Origin of the sequence: Streptomyces sp. NPDC020731 (assembly GCF_044334705.1) — a bacterium.
In the GTDB taxonomy this organism is placed as follows: Bacteria; Actinomycetota; Actinomycetes; order Streptomycetales; family Streptomycetaceae; genus Streptomyces.
On record NZ_JBIRTN010000007.1, the window covers coordinates 40,667 to 53,496 of the forward strand.

Sequence of the window (12,830 nt, forward strand, 5' to 3'; positions counted from 1 at the left end):
GGGCAGTCGTGCCTCCTCCGGAGGGGGGACCCCCAGGGCGATGGGGGTCCCCCCGCTCGAGCGAAGCCGGGAGTGGGGGAGGGCGGGCGCGACGGCACCCCGCAAGCGCCGGGCCGCGCGAACACCCCCCGGCCCGCCCCGGCGCGCCGCACTCCCCGGGCGCCGGGCCGCGCGAAGACACGGACGCCTCACAACGTGTCCCCCACAAGCCCCGTCTGCACCTGCAAGGTCTTCCGGCGGGCGATCCGAACCGCCCGTCCCGGAATCAGTTCCCGCCCCTTCACGCTCCCGAAGAGATACCCCTCACTCGGCGGACACGACATCAGCAGCCCCGGCGTATTGACCTCCTGTAACCGCCGCAGCAACGACTCGTTGAGCCCACGCCCCGCGCCCGCCGACGACCGCGCCACCACCAGGTGCAACCCCACCTCGTGCCCCAGCGCCAGATGATCCAGCAGCGGGGCGAACGGCTGCGTCATCGGCCCGCCGCCCACCATGTCGTAGTCGTCGACCAGGATGAACAGCCGCGGCCCCTGCCACCAGTCGCACAACCGCATCCGCGACGGAGCGATGTCCTCCCCCGGAACCCGCTGCTTGACCGCCCGCGCCGCCCCGTCCACCAGGTCCCGCAGCATGTCCAGGGAGACCGCGTGCCCGAGCCGGTACGCCTCGGGAACGCTCTCCACCAGCTCCCGCCGGTAGTCCACCGTCATGATCCGCGCCTCGGCCGGCGTGTACCGCTCGGTGATGCCGCGCGCGACCAGCTTCAGCAGGTTCGTCTTGCCGCTCTCCGTGTCGCCCACCACGATCAGATGCGGGTTCTCGGTGAAGTCGTGCCACACCGGCGCCAGTTCGTTCTCGTCCAGGCCGATGGCGATCCGCAGACCGTTCTCGCCCTCCGGCTCCGGCAGCTCCTCGACCGGCAGCTTCGCCGGCAGCATCCGCACCCGCGGCGCGGTGGGCCCCGTCCAGTTCTCGGCGACCGCGGCCACCAGCCCCGCGACCCCGTCCGCGAGGTCGTCGGAGTCCTCGACCCCGTCGACGCGCGGCAGCGCCGACAGATAGTGCAGCTTGTCCGAGGTCAGCCCCCGCCCTGCGCTGCGCGGGATCGTCGCCGCCTTCCGGGAGTCGATCTGCGAGTCCATCGGGTCACCCATCCGCAGCTCCAGCCGGGTCCCGGTCTGGTCGCGCACCGAGGACGACAGTTCCACCCAGCGGGCGGTGGTGACCAGCAGATGGACCCCGTAGTTGAGCCCGCGGGCGGCCAGCGCGTTGAAGGTGGGGATGTGCCGGTCGAAGTCCTGGCGCACGGTGGCCCAGCCGTCGATGGCCAGGAAGACGTCCCCGTGCGGCTCGTCGGGGAACTCGCCCGCCGCGCGCCGCTTGCGGTACGTCGCCATGGAGTCGATGCCGTGCTCCAGGAAGAACCGCTCCCGCCTGGCGAGCAGCGCGGTGACCTCCGCGATCGTACGGCCCACCCGCTCGGTGTCCACACGTGCCGCGACCCCGCTCATATGGGGCAGCTCGTCCAGCGCGGCCAGCGTGCCGCCGCCGAAGTCCAGGCAGTAGAACTGCACTTCGCGGGGCGTGTGGGTGAGGGCCAGCGCGGTGATGAGGGTCCGCAGCAGGGTGCTCTTGCCGCTCTGCGGGCCCCCGGCGATGGCCACGTGGCCGCCGGCCGCCGACAGGTCCACGGTCAGCAGATCGCGCAGCTGGTCGAAGGGGCGGTCCACGACGCCCACCGGCACCGTGAGCCGTCCCCGCAGCGGCCAGTCGGCCGTGGTCAGGCCGTACCGCGGATCGGGTGCCAGCGGGGGCAGGATCTGGTCCAGGGTGGCCGGCCGGCCCAGCGGCGGCAGCCACACCTGGTGGGCCGGCGGCCCCGCTCCGCGCAACCGGTCGAGCGCCACCGACAGCAGCGTCTCCCCGTCGCCGTCCCCCTCGCCCTCCGCCTCGGGCCCCGGCCCGTCGGGCTCGGCCGCCGGGTCCGCGGGCGCGCGCGGCACCACCCACTCCGCCGTCCACGGCACCACCTGACGCGCCACCTGCGCCTGCACGACGGCCCGGCGCCGCTGGTACGGCCCCGAGACGTACGCGGCCCGGAACCGGGTCAGCGCGTCGACGCCGCTCTTGAGGAAACCGGCACCCGGCTGCGCGGGCAGCTCGTAGGCGTCCGGTACGCCCAGCACACCCCGGCTCTCCATCGCGGAGAACGTCCGCAGACCGATCCGGTACGACAGATGGCTCTCCAGCTGGTGCATACGGCCCTCGTCCAGCCGCTGCGAGGCCAGCAGCAGATGGACCCCGAGACTGCGCCCGAGCCGGCCGATCATCACGAACAGCTCCATGAAGTCGCGGTGCGAGGCGAGCAGTTCGCTGAACTCGTCGACCACCACGAACAGGCTGGGCAGCGGCTGCAGCGGCGTCCCGGACTGCCGCGCCTTCTCGTACTCCAGCGCGGAGGTGTAGTTCCCGGCGGCGCGCAACAGCTCCTGCCGCCGGATCAGCTCCCCGTGCAGGGCGTCCTGCATCCGGGCGACCAGCGCCACCTCGTCCGCGAGGTTGGTGATGACCGCCGAGGTGTGCGGCAGTTCGTCGAGTCCGAGGAAGGTGGCACCGCCCTTGAAGTCGACGAGGACGAAGTTCAGCGTCTCGGAGGAGTTGGTCAGCGCCAGCCCCAGCACCAGCGTGCGCAACAGCTCGCTCTTGCCGGAACCGGTGGCGCCGATCAGCATGCCGTGCGGTCCCGTACCGCCCTGCGCCGACTCCTTGATGTCCAGCTCCACCGGCCTGCCCTCACCGCTCACCGCGATCGGCACTCTCAGCCGGGCACTGCCGGTCGCCCGCTCCCACAGCGTGGCCGGGTCGTGCCGGTGCAGATCGGGGATGTTCAGCAGCGAGGTCAGCTCGACGTCGTTGGCGAGCGGCTTGGAGTCGTCGCCGCCCACGCTCATCCGGTACGGAGCCAGCAGCCGGGCGAGCGCCAGCGCTCCCACCGTGCCCAGCCGGTCGGGCCGGCCGAGCACCGTCGACTGCTCCTTGCGGTCGCGGTCGGTGCGCACCAGCGCGACACCGTCGTCGTCCACCTCCAGGCGCAGCGTGGTCCGCCCGGGTTTCCACGCGAGCGCCCCGGTGAGGTCGAGCACCACCGCGTTGCGGAACCCGTGGCCGTCGAAGCGGTGCCCCGCCGGCACCGTGCAGCCGTCGATCACGACGACCGTGTACGGCTCCTCACGTCCCGGTACCGCGTCGGGGTCGGCGCCCGGCCGCTCCAGGAACTCGGCACCGAGCAGGTTCTCCAGCTCGGTGAAGGCCGAGGCGATCATGCGGACCGGTCCGGCGCCGTCCTCCTCGTGCCGGTGCAGACCGTGCGGCAGCCACTTCGCCCACTCCCACTCCGAGCGCCGCTCGTCCGAGACGCACAGCGCGATCCACAGGTCGTCGGGGGAGTGGAACACCGCCAACTGCGCGAGCAGCGCCCGGACCTGGGCGCGTATCCGCTCCTCGTCCCCGCGGAACAGCACCTTCGACCAGGCCCGCAGGTAGATCGCGATGGGCTGGTCCCTGACGGTGGAGTAGGCCCGGGTGAAGCTGCGCAGCGCGTGCGCCGACAGCGGTTCCAGGTCCTCGACGGGCTTGGTCGACAGCGGCGTCAGCTTCATCGCCAGACGCTGGTCGCCCACGCCCATCCGCACCTCGGCGAAGTCCTCGTCCGACGCCCGCCGCTCCCACAGCCGGGTGCTGCGCACCAGCGACGACAGCGCGTCGGGTTCCGGGTGGCGCCAGGCAAGGGCGCGCTGCTGCTCGACGACGGACGCCCGCACCATGCGCCGGGTCTGCCGCAGATACCGCAGGTAGTCGCGGCGCTCGCCCTTCATCCGCTGCTTGCGCTCGCCGTTGCGGCGCATGACCTGACCGAGCATCATGCCCGCCGACGCGATCACCATCACACCGAGCGCGATGTAGATGAATCCGCCGCTGCTCCGGCTCATCCCCGGCCGCATGAACATCAGCATCATGGAGACCGACATCAGCGCCATCGGCAGATACGTCCACACCGCGGAGCTGTCCGGCACGACTTCCGGAAGTGTCGGCGGCTCCTGAAGACTCAGTTCCCCCGACGGCATTTCCGGCCCTTTGCGGCGGGCCGGACGGCGGAACAGGATCACGCTCAACGAACGTCCTCCTCAATGATTTCGGAAGGAATTCCGGGGGAACCTCGCGGGAACGGCGCGGGTTTTTTCGTAAAGGGTCAGAGTCCCGCGCGACGGCGTCGGGAAAATGGCCGTGGGGTGCCGTGACGCTGAACTCCCGGAGTGGTGTTGCGAAAAGCCCGGCGTACGGTCAAACTCGTCGGCGCATGCCCCGTCCGGCTTTTCCGTCGCATTCGGCGACCGACCGGTGTGCCGCTGCCACCTTCCAGCCACCGCGTATCGCGTGGTCCGCCAGAAAGTGTGAACCCCGAGCCCATGACTGAGATTCAGACGGCAAGCCTGTGCCGCGTCACCGTACGTGCTCCGGCCAGGACCGTCGACCTGGCCGTGCCCTCCGACGTCCCCGTCGCCGACCTGCTGCCCACAGTGATCGGCTACGGAGGGGACGACCTGGAGGAATCCGGCCTGGAGCACGGAGGCTGGGTACTCCAACGCCTCGGCGGTCCACCGCTCGACCCCGAGAGTACCTTGGACTCCCTCGGCCTGCGGGACGGAGAGAACCTTTATCTGCGGCCGCGCACCGAGGCACTGCCCGAGGTGCACATCGACGACCTGGTCGACGGCATCTCCGACGGCATGGGCCGCAGGCCGCACGGCTGGAGCGCGGAGGCCGGCCGGCGCCTGCTGCGCGGACTGGCCGCGACCACCCTCGCGCTGGGCATCGTGCTGCTGGCCATGCCGGGCACGGCGGGCTGGATGCGGGCGGTCGCCGCCTCGGCCGCCGGACTGCTGCTGATCGCCGGGGCGGGCTCCGCCTCCCGTGCCGTCGGGGACGCCGGAGCCGGCTCGGTGCTCGGCCTGATGGCGGCCCCCTACTTCGCCCTGGCGGGCTGGCTGCTGCCCGGCGGCGACCTGGGCGGCGCCGACGGCGAAGCCGTCCTCGGCGCACGGCTGCTGGCGGCGTCCGCGGCCGGCGGCGCGGGCGCGGTGCTCGCCCTGGCGGCGGTCGGCGTGTACCCGGCGCTGTTCATCGGCGCGGCCTGTGTCGCGGCGGCGGGCGCGCTCGGCGCCGGCCTGATCACCCTGGACCTGGCGCCGGAACAGGCGGCCGGCGTGGTGGCCGTCGTGGTGGTGCTCTTCGGCGGGTTCGTCCCGTCGCTGTCGTTCCAGCTGGCCGGCATGCGGATGCCGCCCCTGCCGACCAACGTCCAGCAGCTGCAGCAGGGCATCGACCCGTACTCCTCCTCGGACGTCGACGCCCGGTCGGCGCTGGCGGACGGCTGGATGACCGCCCTCTACGGCGCCATCGGCCTGGTGTGCCTGCCCTGCCAGGTGGCGCTCATGGCCGCGCCGGGCCTCGCCGAGATCCTCACCGTCGTGGCCCTCTCCCTCCTCCTGCTGCTGCACAGCCGGGGCCTGGGCAATGTCTGGCAGCGGCTGGCGCTGACCACCGCCGGGGCCTGGGGCGTGGTCCTGCTGCTGTTCGTCTCCGCGCGCTCGCTCGCCCCGGCGGACCGGCTGACCCTGACGGCCGGGCTGATGGGGCTGGCCGCCGCGATCACCATCGCCTCGTGGACCGTGCCCGGACGGCGGCTCGTCCCGTACTGGGGGCGCGCGGCCGAGCTGCTGCACTCACTCGCCGCCATCAGCATCCTGCCGCTGACGCTCTGGTCGATGGGCGTCTACGGCCGGCTCCGCGGCATCAACGGCTGACCCGGGAGAACGGCGACATGCACAGCAAACGCGACCAGGTACAGGCGCACCTCTTCATCATGGGTCGGCTGGCCTCGGCCATGCTGCGGGCCGAGCCGGACTCGCCCGAGAGCCCGCTGGGCCGGACCAACCGCGGCGCCGCGATCGGCGTGATCATCGCCGTGCTGGTGTGCGCCGGCGCCTTCGTCTTCGGACTCATCAAGCCCGGCGGCAACGACTCGTGGCGCTCGGGGGAGAACCTGATCGTCGACAAGGAGACCGGCGCGCGCTACCTGTACCTGGACGGACGGCTGCGCCCGGTGCGCAACTACGCGTCGGCCCGGCTGGTCGTCGGTGGCGAGGTCGGCGTCACGACGGTGGGCACGTCCTCGCTCGCCGGCACCCCGCACGGAACGCCCGTCGGCATCCCCGACGGGCCCGAGGCACTGCCGGGAACGGGTGACCTGGACCGCACCCCGTGGCTGGTGTGTTCCGGGATCCTCCCGCGGACGACGGGCGTCGTCACGGCGACCACGACGCTCGCCCTCGGCACCGACGCCCCGCAGAACGTGCCCGGCGGCCGACAACTGGGCGAGAACGAGGGCCTGCTGGTCACGGGCCCGGACGACGCCACGTACCTGCTGTGGCAGGGCAGCCGGCTGCGCCTGGAGGAGCGGGCGAAGGCGGCCGAGGCCCTCGGGTACGGCGATGTCACCCCGCGTCCCGTCTCCGCGGCGTTCCTCGACGCCTTCCCGCTGGGGCCCGACCTGGCCCCCGCCGAGGTACCGGGCCGGGGTGGGAAGGGCCCCGAACTGGCCGGGCGGAGCACCAGGATCGGGCAGCTCTTCAAGGTCGACGTACCCGGCTCCGCCGCCCGTTACCACCTGCTCACCCGGGAAGGCCTCGTCCCCCTCACCGACACCGGGGCGACCCTCCTGCTGGGCGATCCGCGAACGCGTGAGAAGGCGTACGGCGGGGACGCCGCGACCGTGGCGACGCTCGGCGCGGACACCCTGGCCGGGCATCTCGCCCCCGATGCGCGGAGCTCGGGGACGGCGAAGCTGCCCGCGAAGCCGCCGAAGGCGGTCACCGTCGCCACCGGTTCCGTGTCCTGCGCGGAGGTCGACTCCGCGGACTCCGGTGTGCGGGTGGGCACTTCGGTGCTGCCCGGGAGCGCCCTGCCCGAGGCCGTGCAGGCACCGGCGCCCGAGGTCGAACCGGGCTGCCTGAAGGTCGACTCCATCGCGGTACGGGTCGGGAAGGGCGCGCTGGTCAGGGCGTTGAGCGCGAGCGGCAGCGCACTGGGCGACACCACGTACCTGGTGACGGACGAGGGCGTGAAGTACCGGCTGCTGTCCCAGGAGGCGGTGAAGGCGCTGGGCTACGAGGGCGTCGAGGCGCGGACGATGCCGTCCCCGATGCTGGCCATGCTGCCCAGCGGCCCGGACCTGACCCCCGAGGCGGCGTCCGAGGGCGAGGCCCGGGTGACGCTGAGGTGCCCCGGGCGATAGCGGGCGGGAGGGGCGGCCGGGCCCCGTCGGCAATCGTCCGGAAGGGAAATTCTTGGCGTCCGCGTGGTCACCTCACGTTAAGCCGGGCACCCGGTGGCGTCCGGTGGACGGCGCCGATGCCCGATCTGTCCGGCCGGACCCACCGCACCGCTCACTTGAGCGGCATGAATTCCGAGTCATTGCTCAATTGAGCCTTTGAACAGGGGACTTCGCGGTTCCGCGGGCAATTGCCAAACAAGTTGCGGCCTGCATAGCATCTGGCCACCCCATGGACCCGGCGAGTCACTCGTGACCGCAGGGACGCTCTGTCTGCCCACGGAGTGAAATGGGGGACGCAGCCCGGTGAGTGTCGCCGAAAAGGGAGTTCTCTCATGGCCATGCAGCAGTCCGAAGAACGCGCGACCCGCAACGGGATCATGGCGCTGGAACAGGCCTTCACCGGTGTCCAGCGCTGTCAGCAGGACGTCCAGTCCACGTCGCACACGCTCGCCTCGAATTACGGGGGCGCGGACGGCGGAAAGTACAAGAAGCTGCTGGAGCAGTGGGACGAGCATGTCGACACCATCCTGATCAACCTGGACCGGATGGTCGACGAGCTCAATGGCACCCTCACCGAGCACGGGCTGGTACAGGGATCCACCAGCGACGCGATCGACGCGGAGTACTCGCGCTCCACGGCGGTCTTCGACGAGCTCAACGGCACCAACACGTCGTCGAACTGATCCCCGGCGCCCCCAGCAGATCTCGGCTTTTCAACTTTCCTGGTTCTCCCCGGTGAATGAAGGACTCCGATGGACTTCTCCGACGGCTACATCTACGTCGACTACAACCATGCCGAAGGCGCGGCGGACGACATGGTCGGCCAGTCCAAGGCGATCATGAGCATCCTGGCCAACCTGGAGATGGAACTGGCCGAACTCCGGAACACCTGGATCGGTGACGACCGGGACGTCTACAGCGAGGTCCAGGCGAAGTGGGACAACGCCGTCGAGAACATCAAGATCCTGCTCGCCAACCACTCCGGTCTGCTCACCGACATCTCCCAGAACTACCGGTACACGGAGCAGAACCTGTCGCAGCGGTGGGGCGACATCAGGATCGGCAGCCGCTGACGCCGGCCGGTGACGGAAGGGTGATCACGTGGCCGTCACGGTCCTCGACAGCACATTCCTGAAGAATTTCATCAACAACCAGGTAGACGGCTTCCGCACGACGCTGGAGAACATCCTCAAGGACAGCCCGACCGCCGGCCCGGCGATCTCGTTCATCGCGGACAGCATCTCGACCACGACGATCCTGTCCTCGAAGCCGCTTGTCATCGGCCCCATGGCCGACGAGAACAGCGTGGTCGGCGGGGGAGCCCTGAACAAGGTCATCCAGCAGGGCGCGGGCGAGGTCGAGCGCATCCTGGAGGACCAGACGGTTCTCTTCGAGGATCTCGAACAGGCTTTGTGGGACACGATCGACGAGCTGGCCAAGGCCCAGGGAAAGAACCTCGAGAACATCACCGCGGACGAGTTCATGGACATCTTCGAGGATGTCGACAGTGATCTCGACAATTCCGGCGGAAACGAAGAGGAAGAGTAGCGGAGTTCGGCGATGGCCAACCCCGAGGACAACAACGACGACTACTGGAAGAAAGCAGTCGACCTGCTCACCGGCTACGTTCTGCCGGAGCGGAAGACGTTGTTCGACAATCTCAAGGGTAACGACGGCATCCCGATGATCCACGTCCGGGTGGAGGACGAGGGCGGTCCGGGCTATTCGTCGGGTTTTCTGTCCTCGGGTGGTTGGGGTACGCACAACACCAACTACACCATCCCGTACTACCAGCCGGCCGGCAACGGCACGGACGTCTCCGAAGGCAGCTACCTCTACCAGTACCGCGTGTACATCACCTTTCTCGCCACGCCCTCGGCCGCGCCCCCGAGCGGGGAGGACGTGATCGCGAAGTTCGAGAAGACGAGCAAGGTCCTGATGGACAAGGGCGGCTCGAACAGCGAGGGCGAGAAACTCGACTGGGACACCAGCGCCCTGGTCCAGTACATCTACGGTTCCAAGGCCGCCCTCGACCAGCTGACGATGTGGCCCTACTCCACCCACGGATTCGAGAACCGCGGCATCAAGGTGGGCGATGGCACCTACGTCGACCTGCTCACCTTCACGAAGACGGCCCAGGCGTTCGACCGGGTCGTCAAGTTCTTCGAGGACAGCGCGGTCACCATCGGCAAGTGGGACACCGAGAACATCGGAGAGGGCAGCGACTCCTGGGACGGCACGTCGGCCGCCATCTTCAAGGAGCTCATCCACAAGCTGGCCCGGAACTACGAGGGGTACGCCGACCAGCTCGACGGCAAGGGCACCGAGGGCCTCGGGATCACCATCGACATGGTGACGGTGAGGTCCGAGCCGGCCCGGGCGCTGGCCGCGGCCCAGGGCGTCGTCCGCGCCGAGGCGCAGAAGTTGCGCGACGCCTGGGTGGCGTGGAGGGCCGAGAGCAATCCGCAGCGCTGGCTCTACGACATGCTGCAGGACGCCCGGCTGAAACTCTTCGACACCCAGTTCGACAAGACGGACATCGACACGGTGTCCAGTGGCTCCGGGGCGTACACGTCCTGGCACAACTACGTGGTGTCGACCGCCGGCTTCCGGAACGAGATCGTCATCGGGGAGAAGTCGTACGGCAAGCCGAGCGACATGACCACGTGGAAGGCGATCGCCGACGAGGCGGTGCGCCGGTGGGAGCAGTCCGTGCAGGACTGGCTCAGCACGAAGGGCGCCGAGGCCATCGTGGCCATCAACAAGGCGTTCAAGGAAGCCGAGAAGGCGTTCGACACCAGCATCACCGACAAGGACGATCGCCCCCTCTCCGAGATTTCCGCCAAGGCGGAGGCCGACGCCGAGAAGAAGAAGGCGGCAGCCGAAGCGGCGGCGGCCAAGGCCCAGGCCGAGAAGGAGAAGGCCGAAGCCAAGGCGGAGGCGGAGAGGGAGAAGGCCGAGGCCAAGGCCGAGCGGGAGAAGGAGAAGGCCGAAGCCGAGAAGGAGAAGGCGGAGGCCAAGGCCGAGCAGGAGAAGGAGAAGGCCGAGGCCAAGGCGGAACAGGCCGCCGCCAAGGAAGAGGCCGAGAAGGAGAAGGCCGAGGCCAAGGCCGAGCAGGAGAAGGAGAAGGCCGAGGCCAAGGCCGAGCAGGCCGCCGCCAAGGAAGAGGCCGAGAAGGAGAAGGCGGAGGCCAAGGCCGAGCAGGAGAAGGAGAAGGCCGAGGCCAAGGCCGAGCAGGCCGCCGCCAAGGAAGAGGCCGAGAAGGAGAAGGCCGAGGCCAAGCAGGCGGCCGCCGAGCAGCAGGCGGTCGTCCTCGCGCAGAACCAGAAGGCGCAGGACGAGGCGAAGAAGGAACGGGAACGGGCCGCGGCCCAGGCCGAAGCCGACCGCGCCGAGGCCAAGGCCGAACAGGAAGCCGCGAAGGCGGAGGCCGCCGCCGAGAAGGAAGCCGCCAAGCAGGAACAGGACCGGGCGAAGGCCGAGGCGGAGCGCGAGCAGGAGGCCGCGAAGGCGGAGGCCGAGAAGGAGAAGGCCGGGGCCAAGGCCGAGCAGGAGGCCGCGAAGGCCGAGGCGGAGCGCGAGCAGGCCGCCGCCAAGGAAGAGGCCGAGAAGGAGAAGGCGGAGGCCAAGGCCGAGCAGGAGGCCGCGCAGGCCGAGGCCAAGCAGGAGCAGACCGCCGCCAGGACCGAGGCGGAGCGCGAGCAGGAGGCCGCCAAGGCGGAGGCCGCCGCCGAGAGGGAAGCCGCCAAGCAGGACCAGGCCGACGCGCAGTCCAGGGCGGAGGCCCAGCAGGAGGAGGCCCGCCGCGAGGCCCTGCAGGAGCAGCGGCAGGCCAGGCTGGACGCCCAGAACGCCAAGGCCGACGCACAGGCCGACTACGAGCAGCAGAAGGCCGAGGCCCGCGCCGAGCGCGACGCAGCCCTCCAGGAGGCCGACCGCCAGGAGACGGCGGCGCGACAGGAGTACGAGCAGGAGAGGGCCGAAGCCCAGGAACAGCGCGACCAGGCGCGCCAGGACGCCGAGCAGGAACGTGCGGAGGCACGCCAGGAGTACGAGCGGGAGATCGCCGCCGGCACCGACGAGAACGAGGCCCGCGAGGAGTACGACCGGCGGATCGCGGAGATCGACGCAGCCGAACGGGAGGCCGTCGAACGGGCGGACGCCGCCGAGGCCGCGGCCAGGAGCGAGTACGACGAGGCGAAGGCCGACGCCCGGGCGGAACGGGAAGAGGCGCGCACCGAGGCCGAGCAGGCGCGCAAGGACGCCAAGGCCGAGTACGACCAGCGCATGGGCGACATCCAGGCCGAGTACGACAGGATCAACGCCGATCAGAAGGACATCGACGAGCTGATCCGGCAGCGCATCGCCGACCTCCCGGAGCCCCCCGACCTCTCCGCCTACAACCAGGGCGGCTCCGCGGGCCCGGCGGGCTCCGCGTACTCCTCCGTGTTCAACGACAACCTCTACAACCAGGACGATCTCTCCTCGGCGCTCGGACGTCCGCAGAGCAGCGACGCCCTGGCGGGCGCCTCCGCCGACGGCACCGGCACGGGACCGGGATCGGGCTCGCCGGGGATGTACCCGCCGATGGCGCGCGGCGCGGGCGGCGAGGCCGGCGGCAACTCCGGTGAGCGCACCAGGACCGTCATCGAGCCCGGGGTCGGCCGCTCCGGCCGGACGGCCGCCACGCAGACGGTCGACGACGAGGAGCACCGCGTCGTCCCCAGGTCCACGCAGACCAGCAGCAGCACGCCCTTCATGCCGCCCATGGGAGGCATGGGCGGGGCGGGGGAAGGCAGGCCGCAGACGGAGAGCGGGGACAGGGAACGGACCACGTGGCTGGCCGAGGACGAGGACGTCTGGGGCACCGACGAGGGCGGCGCGCCGCAGGCCCTGGGGCGCTGAGGAGATGGGGACCGGGATGAGTCAGCCGATGGAGGACCGAGTGGCCCAGGCGATGGCCCACCTCAAGGCGGCGGAGCAGGCCGCGGCCTCGGCACGCGCCGAGCTGGACGCGGCGTCGGTCACCGCGCGTTCGGCGGACCGGTCGGTCCGGGTCTCCGTCGGCGCGAAGGGGGAACTGACCAGCCTGGAGTTCCTCGACGGCAAGTACCGGACCATGGCCGCCGCCCAGCTCTCCGCGGCGGTGCTGGAGGCCGCGAACAAGGCACGGGCCGAGATGGCCCGCCGGGTCGTCGCCACGCTCGACCCGCTCACCAGGATGACCGCGCGCGGCGCCGCCCCGCAACGGATGGGCGTCGACTGGGAGTCCCTCTTCGGATCGCTGATCGACGAGACCTCCGTGGCGAAGGGGCCCACGGCGATGAGCAGGCTCCGCGACGAGATCGTCGAGGACGACGAGGAACCCGCCGCCCCGCCCGGGGCGGCCCGCGGCGGGGACGACGGACGACGGGAACGGCAGGAGGGCGCGTAA

General features: G+C 70.8%; 8 protein-coding genes. 7 read left to right on the forward strand and 1 reads right to left on the reverse strand.

What is annotated here, in order from left to right; genetic code table 11:
- Positions 1–188: 188 nt before the first annotated feature.
- Entirely contained in the window at positions 189–4,127 is a 3,939-nt protein-coding gene (gene eccCa / locus ACH4VX_RS12515; protein ID WP_398367597.1) for a type VII secretion protein EccCa, read from the reverse strand.
- 342 nt (positions 4,128–4,469) lie between these two features.
- On the opposite strand from eccCa, the gene eccD reads away from it, so the two are divergent.
- The 7 genes from eccD (at position 4,470) to ACH4VX_RS12550 (ending at position 12,830) form a co-directional block, all read left to right on the forward strand.
- Positions 4,470–5,867 (forward strand): type VII secretion integral membrane protein EccD, encoded by a 1,398-nt coding sequence (gene eccD, locus ACH4VX_RS12520; protein WP_398367367.1) that lies wholly within the window; start codon positions 4,470–4,472, stop codon positions 5,865–5,867.
- A gap of 17 nt (positions 5,868–5,884) precedes the next feature.
- Positions 5,885–7,357, forward strand: a complete 1,473-nt coding sequence (gene eccB, locus ACH4VX_RS12525) for a type VII secretion protein EccB (RefSeq protein ID WP_398367368.1) — start codon at positions 5,885–5,887, stop codon at positions 7,355–7,357.
- Positions 7,358–7,728: 371 nt separating this feature from the next.
- A complete protein-coding gene (locus tag ACH4VX_RS12530) occupies positions 7,729–8,079 on the forward strand; it encodes a hypothetical protein (RefSeq protein ID WP_398367369.1) in 351 nt (116 codons plus the stop codon).
- A gap of 69 nt (positions 8,080–8,148) precedes the next feature.
- Positions 8,149–8,469, forward strand: coding sequence for a WXG100 family type VII secretion target (locus tag ACH4VX_RS12535; protein ID WP_398367371.1), 321 nt, complete (start codon positions 8,149–8,151; stop codon positions 8,467–8,469).
- Positions 8,470–8,497: 28 nt separating this feature from the next.
- Positions 8,498–8,944, forward strand: a complete 447-nt coding sequence (locus ACH4VX_RS12540) for a type VII secretion system-associated protein (RefSeq protein WP_398367372.1) — start codon at positions 8,498–8,500, stop codon at positions 8,942–8,944.
- A 12-nt stretch (positions 8,945–8,956) separates the two neighbouring features.
- Entirely contained in the window at positions 8,957–12,301 is a 3,345-nt protein-coding gene (locus ACH4VX_RS12545; RefSeq protein ID WP_398367373.1) for an AAWKG family protein, read from the forward strand.
- Between the two features lie 16 nt (positions 12,302–12,317).
- The gene (locus tag ACH4VX_RS12550; RefSeq protein ID WP_398367374.1) at positions 12,318–12,830 is read left to right on the forward strand and encodes a YbaB/EbfC family nucleoid-associated protein; all 513 of its coding nucleotides are present in this window, start codon (positions 12,318–12,320) and stop codon (positions 12,828–12,830) included.